Source organism: Paenibacillus sp. FSL H7-0703, assembly GCF_038003485.1.
Taxonomy (GTDB): Bacteria; Bacillota; Bacilli; order Paenibacillales; family Paenibacillaceae; genus Paenibacillus; species Paenibacillus polymyxa_B.
The window spans coordinates 3642121-3661654 of record NZ_JBBOPF010000001.1 but is presented as its reverse complement, the minus strand read 5'-3'; the positions used below and the strand labels follow the sequence as shown (position 1 = coordinate 3661654).

General features: G+C 47.4%; 20 protein-coding genes. 4 read left to right on the top strand and 16 right to left on the bottom strand.

What is annotated here, in order from left to right:
- Nucleotides 1-175: 175 nt before the first annotated feature.
- From MHB46_RS16175 to MHB46_RS16165, 3 genes are all read right to left on the bottom strand, one after another.
- Complete coding sequence (locus MHB46_RS16175) at nucleotides 176-514, bottom strand: hypothetical protein (protein ID WP_341162854.1); 339 nt, start codon at nucleotides 512-514, stop codon at nucleotides 176-178.
- Nucleotides 515-529: 15 nt separating this feature from the next.
- Nucleotides 530-1243: a pirin family protein gene (locus tag MHB46_RS16170; protein ID WP_341162853.1), complete on the bottom strand. Its 714-nt coding sequence runs from the start codon at nucleotides 1241-1243 to the stop codon at nucleotides 530-532.
- A 69-nt stretch (nucleotides 1244-1312) separates the two neighbouring features.
- Nucleotides 1313-2170, bottom strand: coding sequence for a LysR family transcriptional regulator (locus MHB46_RS16165; protein ID WP_254326197.1), 858 nt, complete (start codon nucleotides 2168-2170; stop codon nucleotides 1313-1315).
- A gap of 181 nt (nucleotides 2171-2351) precedes the next feature.
- Between MHB46_RS16165 and MHB46_RS16160 the strand changes: the two genes are divergently transcribed.
- A complete protein-coding gene (locus MHB46_RS16160) occupies nucleotides 2352-3332 on the top strand; it encodes a DMT family transporter (RefSeq protein ID WP_039271680.1) in 981 nt (326 codons plus the stop codon).
- Between the two features lie 96 nt (nucleotides 3333-3428).
- On the opposite strand, the gene MHB46_RS16155 is transcribed toward MHB46_RS16160, so the two are convergent.
- The 6 genes from MHB46_RS16155 to MHB46_RS16130 all read right to left on the bottom strand — a co-directional run bounded on the left by MHB46_RS16155 (nucleotide 3429) and on the right by MHB46_RS16130 (nucleotide 8732).
- The gene (locus tag MHB46_RS16155; protein WP_134903357.1) at nucleotides 3429-5417 is read right to left on the bottom strand and encodes a methyl-accepting chemotaxis protein; all 1989 of its coding nucleotides are present in this window, start codon (nucleotides 5415-5417) and stop codon (nucleotides 3429-3431) included.
- Between the two features lie 154 nt (nucleotides 5418-5571).
- A complete protein-coding gene (locus MHB46_RS16150) occupies nucleotides 5572-5979 on the bottom strand; it encodes a DoxX family protein (RefSeq protein ID WP_341162852.1) in 408 nt (135 codons plus the stop codon).
- 119 nt (nucleotides 5980-6098) lie between these two features.
- A complete protein-coding gene (locus tag MHB46_RS16145; protein ID WP_341162851.1) occupies nucleotides 6099-6959 on the bottom strand; it encodes a M56 family metallopeptidase in 861 nt (286 codons plus the stop codon).
- Between the two features lie 2 nt (nucleotides 6960-6961).
- A complete protein-coding gene (locus MHB46_RS16140) occupies nucleotides 6962-7375 on the bottom strand; it encodes a BlaI/MecI/CopY family transcriptional regulator (RefSeq protein WP_039271686.1) in 414 nt (137 codons plus the stop codon).
- A gap of 146 nt (nucleotides 7376-7521) precedes the next feature.
- Nucleotides 7522-8361 carry a response regulator transcription factor gene (locus MHB46_RS16135; protein WP_341162850.1) on the bottom strand — a complete coding sequence of 280 codons (840 nt, stop codon included), beginning with the start codon at nucleotides 8359-8361 and terminating at the stop codon, nucleotides 7522-7524.
- Entirely contained in the window at nucleotides 8337-8732 is a 396-nt protein-coding gene (locus tag MHB46_RS16130) for a Fur family transcriptional regulator (RefSeq protein WP_023990809.1), read from the bottom strand. Before MHB46_RS16130 ends, MHB46_RS16135 begins: the two co-directional genes overlap by 25 nt.
- A 185-nt stretch (nucleotides 8733-8917) precedes the next feature.
- Between MHB46_RS16130 and MHB46_RS16125 the strand changes: the two genes are divergently transcribed.
- Entirely contained in the window at nucleotides 8918-9235 is a 318-nt protein-coding gene (locus MHB46_RS16125) for a hypothetical protein (RefSeq protein WP_341162849.1), read from the top strand.
- A 366-nt stretch (nucleotides 9236-9601) separates the two neighbouring features.
- On the opposite strand, the gene MHB46_RS16120 is transcribed toward MHB46_RS16125, so the two are convergent.
- From MHB46_RS16120 to MHB46_RS16100, 5 genes are read right to left on the bottom strand one after another with little or no spacing between them, the layout of a single operon-like run.
- On the bottom strand, nucleotides 9602-9799 hold the full coding sequence (locus MHB46_RS16120; protein ID WP_341162848.1) for a GerAB/ArcD/ProY family transporter: 198 nt from the start codon (nucleotides 9797-9799) through the stop codon (nucleotides 9602-9604).
- Nucleotides 9781-9933, bottom strand: a complete 153-nt coding sequence (locus MHB46_RS16115; RefSeq protein WP_341162847.1) for a hypothetical protein — start codon at nucleotides 9931-9933, stop codon at nucleotides 9781-9783. The genes MHB46_RS16120 and MHB46_RS16115 overlap by 19 nt, the downstream gene beginning before the upstream one ends.
- Entirely contained in the window at nucleotides 9930-11042 is a 1113-nt protein-coding gene (locus tag MHB46_RS16110; RefSeq protein WP_341162846.1) for a GerAB/ArcD/ProY family transporter, read from the bottom strand. Before MHB46_RS16110 ends, MHB46_RS16115 begins: the two co-directional genes overlap by 4 nt.
- Before the next feature lie 26 nt (nucleotides 11043-11068).
- Nucleotides 11069-12310 carry a Ger(x)C family spore germination protein gene (locus tag MHB46_RS16105; RefSeq protein WP_341162845.1) on the bottom strand — a complete coding sequence of 414 codons (1242 nt, stop codon included), beginning with the start codon at nucleotides 12308-12310 and terminating at the stop codon, nucleotides 11069-11071.
- Entirely contained in the window at nucleotides 12288-13922 is a 1635-nt protein-coding gene (locus tag MHB46_RS16100) for a spore germination protein (protein WP_341162844.1), read from the bottom strand. Before MHB46_RS16100 ends, MHB46_RS16105 begins: the two co-directional genes overlap by 23 nt.
- A 223-nt stretch (nucleotides 13923-14145) precedes the next feature.
- Between MHB46_RS16100 and MHB46_RS16095 the strand changes: the two genes are divergently transcribed.
- Nucleotides 14146-15237, top strand: coding sequence for a diguanylate cyclase (locus tag MHB46_RS16095; RefSeq protein ID WP_341162843.1), 1092 nt, complete (start codon nucleotides 14146-14148; stop codon nucleotides 15235-15237).
- 67 nt (nucleotides 15238-15304) lie between these two features.
- Here MHB46_RS16095 and MHB46_RS16090 read toward each other — a convergent pair whose 3' ends face one another.
- Complete coding sequence (locus tag MHB46_RS16090) at nucleotides 15305-15778, bottom strand: Rrf2 family transcriptional regulator (protein WP_341162842.1); 474 nt, start codon at nucleotides 15776-15778, stop codon at nucleotides 15305-15307.
- A 66-nt stretch (nucleotides 15779-15844) separates the two neighbouring features.
- Nucleotides 15845-18793 carry a glycoside hydrolase family 3 C-terminal domain-containing protein gene (locus MHB46_RS16085; protein ID WP_341162841.1) on the bottom strand — a complete coding sequence of 983 codons (2949 nt, stop codon included), beginning with the start codon at nucleotides 18791-18793 and terminating at the stop codon, nucleotides 15845-15847.
- Nucleotides 18794-19026: 233 nt separating this feature from the next.
- Between MHB46_RS16085 and MHB46_RS16080 the strand changes: the two genes are divergently transcribed.
- On the top strand, nucleotides 19027-19497 hold the full coding sequence (locus tag MHB46_RS16080) for an AbrB/MazE/SpoVT family DNA-binding domain-containing protein (protein ID WP_160789270.1): 471 nt from the start codon (nucleotides 19027-19029) through the stop codon (nucleotides 19495-19497).
- The last annotated feature ends 37 nt before the right edge of the window (nucleotides 19498-19534 follow it).

Here is a 19534-nt window from a genome sequence, read left to right as displayed (position 1 = left end):
ATTCCCCCTTTACGAATGAGCCGAACAGATAATATGACATATAGAATGTACCAGCCTGCAAAGGATTATGTATCCAATGAACTCAACATGTTGAACGGATAACAAAAAGACCCTGCAATGATGCAGAGCCTTCGAAAATCCATTATATATCTGAAAATTTATGATAAAGGAATGATTAATCGCCCCAATACTCCTCGGGATGGTATTCAATCTCAGAACCAGCTTCGAGCGTAAGCTTATCTGTCTGATCATGATATTCCACGCTTTCCGGGGTGACGTAATACCAATGCTTCACCACGGGTCCGTCGTCTACCGGCGTTACAAAACGAAATACGTTCAACTCCCCGCTATAACGCACAATCGCCTCCGCCGTCTCCTGCGGCAGTCCTTGAAGCGTAAAGCGAAACACGCCGTCCGCCGATTCCAAATGACAATCGAAACTCTGCTTGCGGCTGTCAGCAAAGCTACGTCCCGTGACGGCATGCTTGATCAGCCATGTTTCCTGCTGCGCCATTGTGCGCACCTCCTTTTAGGGCAAATCAATCAACATATAAAAAACAGAACCTTCTGCTTTCAGTGAGAGCTTCGGCTCCTGCTCAATACGAGCGGAATCGCGTCCTTGCAGAATATGTTCACCGTTCACACGCAGCGAGCCTTCGATGACGAATAGGAACACGCGCCGACCCTCGGCCTGTGTGAATTCTACTTGTTCTCCAGGCTGAAGCTTGCTTAAATAAATCGTTAAATCCTGGTTGATTGCAGCTATTTCACCCTCTGTGCCTGGTACACGCTTTCCGGCAACGACAGGCAGAAGCTGACCTTGAAGACGCTCAGGATTGAATGCTGTAGCCTCATATGACGGTTTCAGTCCTCTCGTATGCGGGCTAAACCACAATTGCAGCAGACTGACATCCTCCGTTTGTGAAGCGTTGTGCTCCGTATGAATGATGCCGTGGCCCGCTGACATTCGCTGAATGCCTCCAAAACCGGTCACCGCTACATGTCCACGGTTGTCTTCATGACGTAGTTCCCCATACAGCACAATCGAAACAATCTCCATATCACTGTGCGGATGCGCCCCAAATCCCCGTCCCGGTGCGATGACATCGTCATTACAGACACGCATAGGACCAAACGCTGTATTGCTCTCATCCTGATACTCCGCGAATGAAAAGCTGTGACTCCCCCGCAGCCAGCCCTTATCGAAGCTGAATCGGGAAGCCGCTGGATATATTGTAAACATAATAGCCCTCCTTCAGGAAGAAAAATGAGATCAAATCCCTCTCATTGTAACCGAGCCCAAGCGATAATGCTACGCCTCTGTCTGAGTAATAATCTCATCTATAAAAGACTGCAAAGTACTGGTAACAAAGGCTTCCTTACGCCGGATAAACACCGTTGTTACTTCATTGTACGGCTCAGGCATCGCATGACCGCATACAAGGCCTTGAGCCACCAGCCCGCTAATCGACGATTCGGGAAAAACAGTCATTCCAATACCGGCCGCCACACTGCCGATAATTGTCTCAAATGTCCCAAACTCCATAATCTGCTTGGGAATAATCCCCTCCATCTTGAGCCAGGTTTCCAGCCGTCCCCGGTAGCCGCAACCTTTTTTATACAGCAGGAGTGGACGGGTTGTAAGATCCTCGACAGAAAAGTCATCTCCTTGGGATACGAGGACCAGTTTTTCCTGAAACACATCAAACTGTTCAATCAGCGGATGCTTGACCGGCCCGGTCACAAAAGCTCCATCCAGCCGCATTTCTGCAACCTCCTGCACCAGAGACTCTGTAACCCCGGCCTTGAGGGACAACTCGACATCCGGGTACTTGCTATAGTAAGCATGTAAAATGGCCGGGAGGGCAATGACAGTCTCCACAATGCCAATCTCCAGCACCCCCGAAGGTGTAGAGGTATTCTGAAACGCATGTTTCATTTCCTCAAATTGCGATAAAATGCTTTTCGTATATTGCAGCAGACGCTTGCCCTCGGCATTGAGGATCATGCCCCGCTTATGTCTATTAAATAAAGGCGTTTGCAGTTCCTTTTCGAGCAGCTTGATTCTGGCCGTTACATTGGACTGGACATAGCTAAGCTCGGCTGCAGCCTTGCTGACACTGCCATGCGCAGCCACCGTCTGGAAAATGTTTAAATCGTTCAGATCCACTACTGCTCCCCCTTATTGTGAAGGACAAGGGGCCATCAAAATTGACGCGCCTTGTCACTTATTATCATTTTAAATGATCATAATGTTTATTTTCAATCATTTTACCAACAGCTTCCTATCCTTTATGATGTGTCCATAAGATATGTCCGCTGAGATCGGCAAGGAGGAGCTTTTGTACATCATGAACAGACAAATCATGACCGGATCTTTATTATGCCTAATCGCCAGTATGTCCTGGGGGGCGATGTTTCCGGTTTCGCACATTGCATTACAACATATCAATCCACTGTACTTTTCATTTTTGCGCTATTTATCGGTTACACTCATTTTAGTCGTGCTATTGTGGCTCAAAGAGGGACGGACGGCATTTCGCTTTGAGGGCAAGGGCAAGACGTTGTTATTCTTTGGGACCATGGGATTCACCATTTATAATATGGCCGTTTTCCAGGGACAGCACGCGATGGGGGCAGCAGGTACTCTGGTAGCTTCTATAATGGAAGTGCTAATGCCGATGATTTCCATTGCGATGGTGTGGATCATGACCCGTAAAATGCCTCCGAAATATACATTAATCAGCATGGTGATTGCGCTGGCTGGGGCTTTACTTGTGATCACGAACGGAAAATGGACCTTTTTCACACTTGCCGGACAACATTTACTGCCGCTGCTGCTTATTTTCGTAGGCGTCGTCGGATGGGTCGTATATTCCATGGGAGGCAGCCACTTTGCAGGATGGTCTACTCTTCGGTATTCAACCCTAACCTGCCTGCTGGGAACTCTCGTCTCCTTCGTAGTCGTCACATTTGCCTCTGCTTTCAACTGGATTGTGGTGCCGGACTGGCAGGCTGTGTGGTCAGTTAAATACGAAATGAGCTTTATGATCCTGCTTCCAGGGCTAGCTGCCCTGCTTAGCTGGAATGCCGGAATCCGAAAGCTGTCTCCACTGAACGGAATTCTATTTATTAACTTTGTACCGATTACCACGCTGGTACTCATGTACTTCCAAGGTTATGTCATTAGCCGTTTTGAACTATATGGGACAGTGCTAGTCATTTTCGCACTGATTCTGAACAATATGTTTCAGAGAAGTTCGCTGCGTCCTTCCGACAGCTCACGGGATGTCCGTTTCCGCCTGGATCGCCGCAAGTCCTTCCAACGTTAACTTCTAACCCTGCAAACCAGAAATTATGCTAAACACATTAAAAAAAGCGCCTGGATACAGAGTGCAATCTCCTGTATCCGGGCGCTTTTTATCATTTTAGGATTTTCCTTCAACCTGAAAACGTCCAACCAGTTCGCGCAATTCCTCTGCCATTTGGCTCAGGTCCGCTGTAGATGAAGCAATTTCCTCAATAGAAGCGAGCTGTTGCTCAGCCGCTGCTGAGATCGACTCGGTGTTGCTCGCTGCCTCGTCCGAAATGTGGGCAATATCGCTCATAATATCTACGACACCTACAGTCCCCCGTGCCATTTCCTGAGTCACTCCGGTAATGTCATTGATATGTACCATAGCTCGTTCCACGGCCTGGCTGATCTCCGCAAAGGATTGCTCAGACGTGGTTACCGAATCAATGCCTTCCGTCACCCGTGTCCGCGCTTGATGCATAGCGCCCAGAGCATGATTCATATCCACCTGCATCGCTTCAATGCGCTCCGAGATCAAAGTAGCCGATTTCGCTGATTCCTCAGCTAGCTTACGTACCTCCGTAGCGACCACGGCAAATCCCTTACCATGATCCCCCGCACGTGCGGCCTCAATGGACGCATTCAGAGCTAACAGATTGGTCTGTTTGGCAATACCGGATATAACGCTGATAATATTCACGATTTCACCGGAGCGCTCATTGAGAGAGTCCATGGCCTGTCCGAGATCGTTAACGGTCTCATCGATGTCATGCATCTTCTGGACAGCCTGCGTAGCAGCCTTGCTGCCCTCCTGAGCCGACTCGGCGTTCATCTTCACATGTTCAGATACGCCCACCATACGCTCGGATACGTTCGCTGCTTGCTGAGCAAGCTCCTCCATATTTACGGAGCCGTGCTTGACGCTCTCCACCTGACGTTCGCTGCCCACAGCTACTTCCTGGATAGCAATGGTGACATGCTCAATCGCTTGGGTTGTCTGATCTGCACCCGCAGCCAGTTCCTCCGCTGAAGAACTTACCCGATCTGTCGTTTCGTGTACGCTTCGAATCATCGTGCGCAAACTGTCGACCATAGTTTGGAAGTGAGCAGACAATTCGCCTACCTCATCCGTTTTTCCAGTTTCCAAATCGCCCGTCAAATCTCCTTCACTGATTCGTTCTGCTGATTTTTGCAGCTTACGAATCGGTACCAGAACAGAACGGGTGATCAGGAAAATCGCGATAAGCGCAATCACCAGTGAGGCAGCCAGCACGAAAATGGTTACATAACGCATGGCAGCGGTGGCATCGCTAATCTCGGATTGATAGAAGGTGCCTGCAATTTTCCAGCCGGTATCTGTATTCGTTACATAGGTCAAATATTTCTCGCGGCCTTCATGCATATAGTTGAAGTTCCCACTCGGCGCAGTATACAACGTATCAAGCGAATTCTCCTGAGGAGATGAGCCCGCTTTAGCCGTAGGATGGACTACGAATTTCTTCGTATGATCCAAAATGATGATATACCCCTCCTGGCCCACTTTGATGGAGGCCAGTTTACGTACACTTTCCAGATTTAGAGAAATGCCGATAACCCCAGACTTGTCCGAAAGCGTCTGAGATACTACGACAACAGGAATACCCGATGAATTGATAATAACAGGCGTAATTGCAACCTTACCGGGCTGCTTCATCGCTTCGATGTACCATGGGCGTGTGCGAGGATCAAATGTCCCTTCATCCTCCTTGGGCACCCCCCGAATCATCAGCCCCTCCGGTGTTCCAACAAAAATATCCGTGGCATCTTCATGCAAACCCTTGTATTGGATCAGCTTCGGCTGAATCAAAGGGCTGTTTCGACCATCTATCATCGAGCCGTCCAGACGCTCCGCCAAATAACTCGCATCTTTAATTTTACTGGCGATTGCGTATTCAATAATTGAGTTAGCTGTCGCTACCCCCTGATTCGCACTCCCGTGGAGCTGTTTCTCCATAGCATTATATGATGATTTATAGGTCGCAATGGAAATACTTAAGCTCGGAATCAGCAAAACAAGTAAAAAGCCTAAACTTAGCTTGTTCCTGAGTGTCCATATCGTTTTTCTCTTTCGCGTTGTTCCCATGTTTTTTCCCCTTTGCTCATAAAACAATATATTTGAATTACATTCCGTGTTAGTTATATCGGTTGAAAGTAGCAAATGATTTACAATAAAATTTCACAAAGGAGAAAAACAAAAACCGCGCCCTATAAGACTAAGGACGCGGTTATATGAACATTTAGACCTGTACGTTACTGTTTTCAGTCTTTTTGCGGCCAAATAACTGATCCACTGCCAGAAAACGTCCACCGACAAGCGCTTGCTGAAGGCTGGTGAACAGAATCAGCAGATCAAATTCAATCGAGCCAAAAGGCTGTCCTTTTTTAGCGGTTAGCAATACACCAATCATAACAATGGTCAATGCCGCTCCAGCCAGTCGTGTTCCGATACCCAGAACCAGTGCAATTCCTCCAACCAGCTCAACCGTAGCGACCACAGGGGCCATCCAACCAGGGAGTCCGATACTTTGGAAGAAGCCGGAGGTTCCGTCTAATCCCTGAAACTTTTGTGCACCGTGAACGATAAAAATAACCCCTGTAAAGATTCGTACCAACAATAATCCAATATTCATAAGCGTTTGATTCATTTGCTCATCTCCTTTTAAGTTGTATAAAAATCATGCAACAAACTACATAGTGTAGTGTGTTACACATCGAGAATCGGGAGCGCGAAAAGCGCCACCCGCAGGAAACATTTCTTGTCCAACTAGATTAGCGCCAGTGCGAACATAAGTGTCAGCATCACTAGCACATAGCTGGAAAACATAATCGAACGCCAAGGCATTTGAATGACAGGTTCTTGCTGAGGGTCTAAAATACGAGAGATACGATAATTAATGGACGTTTCTGCAAACGAGGAACAAGCGGCGGAGTTTACCAGGCGAGTATTGGCAGGCGTCATACTCAGAAGCTTGAGCAATGCGCTCCCAATCCCAACTGGTGAACCAGCTCGATGAATCGCTTCGTTATCGGCCAAAATTTCACGGGCCGTCTTATAATGATGGGTAATGTGACGCAGCACCGGCAAGTAAAACAGCTGTTTAGCACACACTTGCAGCAACCAGGTCTTCAACGGATCATAGTGTTTCATATGATAGGCTTCGTGGTATACGACAGCCTCTTCCTCGTGCTTGTCCAGTACGGACAATAGTGCAGAGGACAATACAATGCGTGGCTTCCATAATCCCATGGTAAAGGCGGCTGGCTTGGCATAATCAATGACCCATATCCGATCGGCCCCGAGTTCATGATATCGCTCACCCAGTGCTTCGGTCAGCGGCAGGTCACGCATTCGGTGCAGTCTGCGAAAAGCAGCCCTGGTAGCCATACACTGTCTGACTGCTTCTCCTCCGGCGATAGCGAAGGTAACGAAAACCAGCCCGCTGAGCGCATCCACCATGTAGCCAATTCCGTAGTGCTGCAACAAACTTCTGCAAATTTGAAACACGTTATAATTCAATTTCCAGCCGAAAACATGCTGCCCGGCGTACATACCCATCTGTATAAGGGCGAAACCCGAAATCAAGGCGCCTGCTGTAAACAGTAATTTAGAACGTGTTTTCCACATCGCTACATATCCTTTTTCCATTGTTTAATTTTTTGTTCCAGACGTTCGATCAACTTCGGATCGGCCACCTCCAGAGCATCAATCATATGATTGACAGCAAGCGGACCAAATTCATCCACCAATTCGTGACTGAGTCCCTTGGATTGCTCATCCATGAACTCTTCCCTACTTAAAACTGGACGATATAAAGACGTTCTCCCACGTATACTCTTACTCAGTATCCCCTTGTCCACTAAACGGTTCATCACGGTCATTACCGTATTGAAGTTAAAGTCCCGATCCCCCTCCAACGCGGTCTGCACTTCTTTGATACTCCGATCCGAAGTGGACCATAAAATATCCATAATCTTGGCTTCCAGAGGCCCGAAAAATCGGTTAAGCCCGGTTTCGCCAGCTTTAAAATTCAGTCGTTTCATAAGAAGCACCTCACACTACCGATTGTAGTGTATATATCCGGCTAAAGTCAACCGTCACACCTAATGTCAGTTTCTTCATGGAATCCTATACAAACCGCCGAATGTCTCCATCCGGCGGAAATTCATCGGTATTCATAACTTTCAGGTCAATCTGCCAATCTGTATCCTACACCTCTTACGGTTGCAATATATTCAGGTTCCGCAGGTCGATCATCTAGCTTCTTACGCAAACTTTTGACATGCACATCTACAACGTTACTACCGCCTACAAAATCCGTCTCCCAGATATCGTGCATCATTTGCTCGCGAGAGATCACTTTGCCTTGAGCATCAATCAGCTTCAGCAACAAATCGTATTCTGTTTTAGTCAGATTCAGTTGACTCTCTTCTTTATATACCAGCATTTTATCTCGGTCAATCCAGATGTCCTTGAACACCGTACGACGGCTGGCTTGCGCTGCCTGACGGGAAACGGCAGGATGGCGTACAATCATCCGTTCAATGTCATGCACCATATGATTGGAAGCCAGCGGCCACACCAGTACCTCTTCTGAAGGAAGCAGCTCATTCGCATGTACAGACACCCGATCCTGAACCACGTACATAACCGGTGTGTCTTTCATGTCTTCTACCTCCAGACGATTGCGGATATCCAGTAATTCACTCTGTGGTTCGGTGGCGGTCAAATCGTAAATCAACAGATCGCTTCCCAGATGACGCTGCACTTCAGGCTCCCAGCGATGAAAAACCATCACATCAAAACACGCATCTGACAACGTACGCACCAACCCGTGAACTATACCCGGTACCGAACTGATTAGAATGATACGACGTGTAGTCGGACAATACAAAGGCTCATTGGAGGGAACGGTCTGCACCGTAGGTGTAGAGGGAGCTGCTAACATCGATGTCCAACTGCCCTTCACCCTTCTAGGCATGTCAGCCACTTTGAAACGATTCGTTATCTGATTCGCTTGCTTTGACATTCCTTACACACTCCTCCGAATACGACATGGGCATGGGCAATATTATACCCCGTTTCATGCGCAACCGTGTCAATCCAATCATGTGGGACTTCACTCATCACTTCATCTACCCGGCCGCAAACCTGACAAATAATATGCTGATGATCGTCCATCCGTCCGTCATAACGACTAGCAGCTTCCCCCAGCTTCAATTCACGGATTAATTCCTTATCCGTCAAATAACGCAGTGAATTATATACCGTTCCATAGGCCAGATTATATCCGCGCTCCATCAACCGATTCATAACATCGGCCGCAGTAGGATGATCGTGGGCTTCACGAACCACATCATATACCGCTTGGCGCTGCGAAGTTAAATTTAAAGTTCTCATGCCGCATCTCCCTTAACCAACGCAGATTATATTAATTACAAACTTACAATCATAATAAAGATCAATTTAGAATAAGTATAAATCTTAATTTATTTCAAGTCAATGGGATCGGATAAATTGAACGGCTTTGCAACACAATGTATACATGGTACATGCTCAGCTCATACACATCGGAGGAATATTTTATGAAAATACTGTGGATATTTACACTCTTTATGATACTTATGCTCGGCACCATTCTGCTAGTGAACTGGCTATTCGGTACTCATACCCCGTGGGAGCCCATGGTATTGGCTTTTAGCACTATGCGTCCATCCGAATATATCGTCTTGGCAGGAATGCTCCTTTTGCTCTTTGTAAACGCGGGCAAAAAGCAAATAGGAAACGCATTTCGCTTCCTTTTCTCACGATGGTCACGTTTTCTGAGAGTTCCCTCTTCTAACTCTGCTTCTTCGCACCAGAGTAATCAGAAAAAACAGAACGGGGAAAAGGTAAACAAATAATGGATGAATATAGATTAGGAACTATCGCCCAAATTCAAAATGCTCACTCAGGCTTGCCCCCCCCCTATCTGGGACCATAGTAAAACAAGGATACCGCAAGAGAGCAGCGTCTTTCGATAGGGTAAACCAAATATATCGGATATCCCCACCGCGGCCGCATAAAAAACAAAGCCACTTTAAAAAAGTCTCCAATGATAACGGACATCAGTATAATGACATCTGGACGCTGCACGTATTCCGAAAGCTGTACATTCGCAAATGTACTTAAGTAATGGAAAAATAGAGCGCTCTGTTATAGCCGTACCCAGCACGGTTACATTTAATATTGCGACTTCAATTAAAACGATACCCCCAGCTAAAATGCCCTCATAACCTGCTCTGGTCATCTTGTGAAGGCTTATGTACACAAGGGATAAACATCATAAAGCAAATCATTTCACCGTATGGAAAAGCCAGACGTTCCCTGGTCACTGAACTGAGTATGGGCTTAAGGCCCTGACTCATTACGGGCATCAGCTCTTCCAGACGAATGCTGCCCGATAAGATTAATAATGTATTTCCCAAGATAATAACGATGTATTCCGTTCATATTCGTTATCCAAATTAATAATGACTGAGTTTCCCAGAATAAAATGAAACATGAGAATGTGCATTTGCCCGGTACTGATATATGTTTTGTTGGCAAGACGTTGACTCATGGCGCATTCTCCTCTCCTTTTTTAATCCGGGTCTTTTTCAGCCATGACACGATAAGCAGCAAGAAAGGAAAAAACACGGCAAATATCGGAAACAGCCATTTCAGCACAAACTCGCCTATTACAAGATGGTGTTGGTAGCCCAGAGCCATCAATATGCAAGAAACGAGCATGATCAGCCCAAATGGCAGGATCAGTTTACGGTAAGATATTCTTAATACATCCTCCGCAGCCTTAACCGTCGCATAATAGAAGATGAAGATTTTGAAAAAATCAAAAATAATAACGGTCATGACTCCAATTACATCGATCCTGTCGATTAAATCGGATATTTCTACCTTGCTGATCATCGAGAGCAGCGGGTAAGTCGCCCGTTTGAACACGTTCTCTCCCAGTGCAAGCACATTGGACAATGTAACAACAGACAGGAGCAGCCCCCCCAGCAATATAGCGGAGAGCCCTACCCCATTGGCACGGTAGCCCTTTTTTAATGTGGGGAGGATCATAGCAAACGTAACCATCTCTCCGTACGGGAGCATCACGGCTTGCGAATAAACAACTTGCCATATCGGCTGCCAGCCATGCTCGGCTATGGGCAATATATTGCCCATATCCACAATGCCTGCCAACAAAATCAATATATTCGTAACCAAGCCCAGCAGCAGCAGCAAAATCAACATGATGATGGCTGTCCGGCCTGCAACCTCGATTCCCAGATGCATCACATACATGACAAGTCCAATCATCAAGGCACAGATGATTGTCAACGGCGTATGCTGAAGTGTTCGGTCGGCAATCAGGATCCCCGTGTCCCGAAGATCCCGTGCTCCGCCGTAAAGAAAAAACACGATATATAAAAAAGCAAGCGCACTCCCTGCTTTCTTGCCCAAAAGGGTTCTGCAGTACTGTGTCATGAGCAAGTCGGGAAAGCGTCGGTGAAGGCTGCCATAGCATACAAAAAGCATTGCCCCAAAAACCATGGAAATGAGGATGGCGATCCATGCATCCTTACCCGCATTCCTTCCGGGAATAGACATCATGGATGTGCCCATCTCAAACAGCACCATAAGAGAGATCATCTCTTTTGCATCTATCCGTATCTTTTTTTTCACGGCCTTCCCTCCTTGTTCTATTTTCACTATTCTGATTCTCCCTTGGAATACGGGTTAGTCCGCGACTGCGTGTGTTTCAGTACAGAAGTCACTTGAATACGGACGGTGCTTTCCGCAAAAAAACGGCTCCATTCGGAAGAGAGTTTTTTCCATTTTTTAGGATGACTCCTCTCCAGCGCAAGGCCGAAGCCTATTACATCGCTGCGGGTACGCTGAATCTCCCTGACTGTTGAAGTGATCACTTTTTTCGTCTCCTCTGTCCATTGCTCCTGCAATCCTTTCATCGCCTCCGAACTTTGCAAGTTAATCGGGCACTCGGCTTCCTGTACCGCCCCGGTCTGTTTTAAGTTAATCACAAAAACAGGCTCCCCTTGCTCCATCTGAGTGTGTATATTGGTTGCAGAGAACAAGGTTTCGATGCCAATAGTTTCCCCATTCTTACCGCAGTTCAATGTTGTTTGGGCACTTTTTACCTTGTTGTTGATCATAGACAGTCCAATGGCCTGGTCATCGTCCAACCAGCGGACAAGCCGGTCCTTTTGAAATACCCCCATTCCGTTAATATGAACAATTGCTTTCGGTAAAATATTGTCCACATTGTTCTTGGTTGGGGCCTGCTCCAAATTTCCATCGACCTCAATGCCCGTCAGCACAGGACCGCCACCCTTATTGAACATGCTACGAATGACATCGTCGATAGTCACCGCGTAATCCCCGGCATACAAACGCTCCGATGTTTCCAACTTTCCTGAAATATCATTGGCGGGAATACGGCCGATCGCGGTCATGATTGCCAGCACATCCTTCCCAGTATTACCACGTGCCACCATCATTTTCACCGGCAGCCGGATTTCTGTAGACCTTTCCAGAAAATCCATCGTATCGCCGATTCCAGCCCGTGCCAGCTTTTCTCCAATAACGACCAGTCTGGTATGCGCCAGAGAAATGATCCGCGAAACCCTCTGTGAAGCTCTACGGATCGCTTGAAACAGATTCTTGCCCTTTTCCTGAAACAAGACGACAGGGGTAGCTCCTCTCGCTCTAGCTCCGGCTATTTCATCTGCCACGACTACCTGCAGGGAAACCGTATAGCCCGACTCCCCATCCGCATCAATACCTATAGCCGCGACTACTGCCCGCTGGTTCAGCTCCACTGAATCCCAGCAGCCAGATAGGAGTGGCATCAATACAAGCCCTACCAAACTCAGCATCCATATTCTCCATTTGAAGGTTACTGTGCCTCGGTTACTCCCCTTTTCCAGATGCACCCTGAGCGCCCCCCTCCCGCATCGGTGAAGTTTTATCGGAAGGGGAAATCCCGCTTCCATCCTTCATTCGTGTCTGATTCGTTGATGTAATACTTTTAGGACGTTTCCGCATCATCCAAAATGGCATTCGCAATACCGCATCCTTTTGACTCTCCAGCACAAAAGGACTGAAAGGGGCCATGTAGGGCACCCCAAAAGAGCGAAGGCTGTTCATATGGGCGATCAGCGCAATCAACCCCAATGTAATGCCATACAGCCCCATAAATGCAGCCAGCACCATAAAAACAAACCGGAACAGTCTCCCGGCTACCGCCATGTTATATGTCGGAATCGCGTAGCTGGCAATCCCCGTCAGCGCTACTACAATCGTGAGCAGCGGGGTGACGATTCCAGCCTCTACAGCCGCTTGTCCCAATACAAGCGCACCGATAACGGATACCGTTTGTCCGCCCACACGGGGCATTCGAATCCCTGCTTCTCGCAAAATTTCAAAGGTGATTTCCAGAATAAACGCCTCCAGAAATGCTGGAAAAGGGACAGATTCACGCTGCGCTAGTATACTGATGAGCAGTGGGGTTGGTATCATTTCATAATGATAAGTGGTTAAAGCGATGTAGAGAGAAGGCCCTAAAATCAGAATAATAAAGCTGATATACCGGATGAGTCGGACGACAGTCGCCATGTCATAACGTTCTGAATAATCGGAAGAACTTTGAAAAAATTGAGCAAATACAGTAGGCATCACCAGTACAAATGGATTTCCATCGACGATGAGTGCAACCCGCCCCTCCATAATGTTGCTGCTAATCGTATCCGGTCTTTCTGAGTTATAGATCGTTGGAAATGGTGTGAGATTTTGGTCCTGTATCATCTCTTCTACCATGCCGGATTCAAATATGGCGTCAATATTGATGGCTTTTACCCGTTTGCGAACTTCATCTACGACACTTGAATCTGCAATATTTTTCATATACAGTATGGCCACATTCGTGAGGGACGTACTTCCCACTTTGAACATCTCCATCGTAAGATCGGAGCTTTTAATCCGCCGACGTACAAGAGAGACGTTCGTGAACAGGGATTCCACAAATCCATCCTTCGGCCCCTGAACGACAGACTGTGTGGAGGGCTCGTTAACCGCCCGCGTCTCTCCTCCGCGTGTGCCGCATGCGATGGTTTTTTTACAGCCTTCCAGCAGAATGATCGTATCTCCCATCAAGAGTTGTTCCATCATGGAATTCCAATCATCGCAATCCTTCACTTCACCCAGTTCCAGCGCATGAGCCTGTATCCGATTGTAAAGCTCTTCTGCACTTTCTACCTCAGCAGCCACCTCGGCAGATGGCCGGCTAAGCAATGATTTCATGACGAGCTCATTCACCGTATCCGTCTTGACCATACTATCTAGAAATACAATGGCGGCAGGAACATCCGCCTTTAGTCCGACATTAAAACGGCGAATCAAGAAGTCTGGGCTGTTTGACGTCGATTCCTTAATTTGCTGCAAGTTGGTTTCCAAATGCGCCTCAATCTTTAAAGAACGTGAAGAATTTTCATTATTCTTGTCCGCACCCGACTTTTTATTATGTTTGCGATAGGGATAGCGAATCATGAGCAACCTCATCTCCAGTAAGGCAGCAATAGATACCGCCCATTTTTCCTTATTCTTGTATCTTTGGAGTATGCTCAATCTATTCCCAGTTATGCACCAAACACGTGAACGAAACGTCATAAGCGCACCAGCGTAATAAATTTCAATAAATTCTTCATTTGCAAGCTTAATGTCAGTTTTTTTGATAAAATGAAGGAATATGCCTCTCGGGAGGGTTAGCATCTTGTTCAGTACGTTTTTTGTAAATACCTGTATCCTTGTCACCTTTTTGTACATAACCGGCCTTATATCACAAAGATATAAAATCCGGCTGCACACCTTGAAGCGTAAGATACATTGGATTGGAGGCGCCCTTTTTGGGTGCTACGGCATTGTCATGATGTACTATTCAATTCCAGTAGGATTTAATACGATTGCCGATCTTCGTCATTTGGCCATCGTAGCTACCGCAACGTATATCGGCGCCCCAGCAGCACTCATGGCTACCCTGTTTATATGTGTAGGTAGATTATTACTATTTGGTATTAACACTCAAGCCATCGTAGGCGCTATTTTTATGATGCTCGCTGGGCTGGGGTGCGCTTTATTTTCACATCTGTCCTGGTCACGTTTACCCAAGCTGATGATTATGAACGTTTTTGCTTTGGGCATTATATTCTGTCCCCTTATGATTAATTTGAAAAATCTTGATGATGTTCTGCACGTGTATCCGCTCCAATTCTTCATTTCCATGGTCGGCGGATGTCTTCTGTACCTCATTGCTGAATCTATCAACACATCCAATGAGCTGTTACTTCGACTGGAGCATACCTCCTACACAGACCATCTCACTAATTTAAGCAACAGAAGACAGCTTGAGTTTTCATTGGAAGAGAAGCTCCCTCAAGCTCGCCAACGTCATGAGCACTTATCTGTACTGGTGTTGGATATTGATCACTTCAAGGAAGTCAACGATACCTACGGACATGCGGCAGGAGATGCAGTGCTGCGCCAGCTTGGGCAGATTTTAATGGAAAAATGTCGTCCTAATGATGTAGTCACCCGCAGCGGGGGGGAAGAATTCACCGTGCTTTTGCCGAATTGTGCTTTTCGACAAGCGCTGCGCATAGCTAATCAGATTCTAAGTGGAGTAAATCAGCACGAGTTTATTTTAGCGGACGATCTTGTTCTTAAAGTCACGGTGTCCATCGGCGTGACGACCTTTCCTGGTACCGGGGAAGATATGTCCGGGGCAGCCCTGCTGGAGCAGGCAGATAAAGCACTATACGAAGCTAAAAATGCAGGACGTAACCGGGTTTGCTCATATGAAATATAATTTGGGGCATGACCATTTCATAGAAATAGCCGATACAACCCTCTCTTGAGAGTCGTATCGGCTATTATCATTTTGAATCTTCATTATGATTGCATTTCCCCACCACGAGTGATGTACGATTGGCAAGCGAAGCCAGCGTATGGGACCCCCATACTTCTAGCATACGTTGTTCGCTCTCGGCTAAAATTTCGGATACGGCTATCGCCAACTCCTCACAAAAAGGATTGGTTTCCGGTTCATGCATCATACCCGGGAAAATCGGATCACATATTTCAATGGCGTGGTATATATCGGCAAGTGTAATATGGTTGGCCGAGCGGGTAAGCACATAGCCTCCCTCACGACCTTCTCGTGCTGCAATCAAATCTGCCTGTACAAGTCGCGTCAGCACCCTGCGCACCAAAGTGACTTCGCAGTCAATGGAACGAGCAATAGAACCGCTGGCACAGAGTTCTCCGTGCTTTTCCAAATAGACAAGCGCCTTTACCGCCACCCCAAGCCATTTGGGCGTTGCGGTGCGTAGTCGTTTTTCACTATTCAAATGAGATGACACCCCTAAGCTGTAGAAACTTCGTTGAATGCATTGTACGTGATGTCAGAAGTAAGTTCAAGCCTGAAAGCCGGAATCCTCTGTAGCATTAGCGCCCAAAGTAAAATGAGCTAGCCGCACTTCCCCGCTCAATAACAGGTATACATCACGTGTGCCAGAGACTGAATGTACCGCTTCCGCGAGCGTAGTCCATGCTTGTGCCCCTCCTGTATTGCCCACGTTCACACGTGCCACAATTTCCCTATCCGGCGCATCCAAACGCAGCTCAATTGTGGCATCGCTGCTGTTGCCTGATACGCGGCACTGAAGCTCGACCACACTCACCGTATCCATGTCTACGCCATGAAAGGCAATCCAACCGGAACGTTGAGGTGTCCGCGGACGTACACAAGCCTCCCTTTGCTCCTTGCTTTCATCCAGTACGATGTCGGAGCAATCATCAAAGTTTTCAGCGCGGATACTTTGTCCGGCTTGGCGTGGCGGAATAACTTCGCCACGAACGTACACAGGGTGCTCCAATCGGATATCCGCTGAGGAAGCGCCCGCCAGCAGTGTATATTCACCCGATTCAACGCAATAGCAATCCCGTGTGACATCCCAAATCGCCCAATCCTTCACCCGAATCGTAAAGGAAACCGTTCGCCTCTCACCTGGCTCTAGGCGAATGCGTTGAAATCCGCACAATGTCTTCAACGGTCGCTTTACTCGTGAGGCTCCGGGCCGTACATAGAGTTGTACAACCTCTTCACCAGCAGCTACGCCCCGATTCGTCACCTCTACCCACACCTGGAGCGTATCCACGGCATCCAGTGTAGCAATAGACTTTACGCTATCCTTTGGGGCATCCGTACGCAGGTCATTATATTCAAAAGGCGAATACGTCAATCCATGACCAAACGGATATAAAGGTTCACCTTCAAAATATTGATAAGTACGACCGCCGCGAATAATATCGTAATCTTTAATGTCGCCCAATTGATCCTCGCTCTGAACCCAGGTCATGTTCAAACGCCCCGCTGGCGCGTAATCTCCAAATAACACATCAGCTATTGCTGTACCATGCTCTTGTCCCGCATGAGACGTGTATACGATCGCTGGAATATGCTCCTGAACCCAAGGGATGGCAAATGGATAGCTGCCCGTCAGAACCACAATCGTATTCGGATTGACGCGATACACTTCCTCGATAAGCCGTTGCTGGGAAGCTGCAAGTTCCAAGCCTGGGCGGTCATTCTCTTCCTTTCCATTGATGAGCGGGTGATTTCCAACAAATACAATTGCTGTATCTGCCGCTTGCGCAGCGGCTATCGCTTCCGCTAAACCATCTGATACCGTCTCTACCTGGAATGTTGTATGGCTCTGTCCTGAAAATGTCGAGGCTGTCGAGGCGTTACTCCCTACAGCGTTAGGTGCGGAGCTTTCAGCTACTTTTAATGAGCCCTCCGTTCCCGCAATCACTGGTTTGCCATTCCATGTTGTCCACAGATGCTCTCCTTGTTCAACAGGAGTCAGCCCAAAGACCTCTTTGACATACCAGCCGTACGCTTCATCAGCTGTCACACGGAGCGTCTCCTCATCACTCGTCACGTAAGTACCCAGATGCTCATCATGTAACGTCACACTGCCATAGCCCCAATCCGTCATGGTCAATACCGTTGGGTCTCCATCCTGGGACAGGCGCATCTCACCGGAAGAATCGACTGTGAGCTTCGCCCCGTCATTCGCCGCCGTCAAGGTCACGCGATTTTTGGCATCACGGTACACGACGCGTTCCTTCTCGTCCTCGTTTTGCAGCTTGGCACGAATCGCCTCCAGCGGTGTAACCCGGTAGGGCAGCGTACCGGAATACCAGTCGCGGTACACCTCATTGCCATGCGTACCAATGACCGCTACTTTGCCGCACCGGACAGGGTTCAAAGGCAAGAGTTCATGCTCATTTTTAAGCAATACGATCTGCTCCCTCGCCGCACGCAACGACAATTCACGGGCTTGCTCTGTCAGGAGAGCTTCCTCTCCGATTGAGGCATAAGGATTGTCTGCCGCCAGATCAAATTCCCCCAAACGAAAACGGACACGGAACGTATGGAACAATGCCCGATCCAAGTCTTCTTCTTGTAGCGTTCCTTGCGCCAAGGCTTCACGAATTGCCTGTTTGGAGAGCTCTGCATCATCTGTAATGCTGTCAATTCCCGCCCGAATAGATTCGGCCACACCTGGCGTGTGGGAATCGTAATACTGATGATCGTTGACAATCCCCATGACATCACCCGCATCACTTACGACAAAGCCGTCCATCCCCCATTCGTCCCTGACAATCTCGTTAACCCCATGATATAACGTAGCAGGTGTTCCATTAATCAGATTGTAAGAAGTCATCATCGACTGGGCGCCGCCTTCCGTAAAAGGCTTCTCAAAGGCTCTTAGGTAATATTCTCGCAGGTTTCGTGGATCTATACTGGAGGAGCCACTTCCCCGATCCACTTCATTATTGTTACCCAGAAAATGTTTTAAAGTGGCAACCGCTTTCAAATATACCGGATGATCCCCCTGTATCCCCTTGACTAACTCCTTTGACAGCTCTCCCGTCAAATATGGATCTTCGCCGTAAGCTTCCTCATTGCGTCCCCACCTCGGGTCACGCTCCATATCCACTGTAGGTGCCCACAGGGTCAGACCGTTTAATTTGGGATCACGACGATAGTAAACACGCGCCTCATCTGCGATAACAGAGCCGATGAGGCGCATTAATTCCGTATCCCAAGTACATGCCAATCCTACAGGCTGAGGAAATGAAGTCGCCTCACCCAACCATGCTATCCCGTGTGCCGCTTCCGTACCGTGCTTATAAGCTGCGACTCCCAATCGGTCAATGGCCGGCTGGTATTGCAACATGGATTCAACCTTTTCCTCCAAGGTTAGTCGCGACACAAGATCCCGTACACGCTCATCCAGATGAATCTTCGGATCTTGAAATAAATATTCGATACCCGTTGTTTCATGACTCATATCCGTCATCTCCTTAGCTTAATTAAGATGATAAAAAGTTCATTTATGAAAGCGTTTTAATATATCATAGCTAAAAAGGGGTACCCCGGCAACAAACCGAAAGCATCCTATACTGGTTGAAAGAGAGACCGCAGCATAAAGACAAAAAAAGTTGTATTTTACCTTCAATATACAAAGCTAAAAATAATATTTTTTGGTATAATCAGGATATATCACTGAAGGAGGAAGCGCTAATGAAAAATACCGGAATGACAAGGCCTCTGGATCAATTGGGGCGGATTGTACTCCCTAAGGAAATGCGCACCACAATGGACATCAATATCGGTGATTCACTTGAATTTTTCGTAGATGAAGAAGGGTTTGTACTAAGAAAATACACCGGTGTCTCCTGCAAATTTTGCGGCGCGGTGGATCATTTAACTTATTTTCGCGACAGCTTTATTTGCGCAGAGTGCATCCAGGTATTAAAGACCGATGAAAATGTGCATGCCACAAGCACCGATGCTATCCAGGCTCAAGAACATTCCAAGCCGACCCGAACCAACACAACCTGGCAGCCCAAGCAATCTAGAGTGCAGCAAGGTGAAATGGTAAAAAAGCTACGCAAGCTGATTCAGGAACACCCGAACCTGCCACAAAAAGTGTATGCCGAAATGCTAGATATTTCCCAAGGTCGGGTGTCCCAGTTGAAAAAGCTACTCTAAACCTTCTCAAAACAATATCCCAAGATCCTATACTATG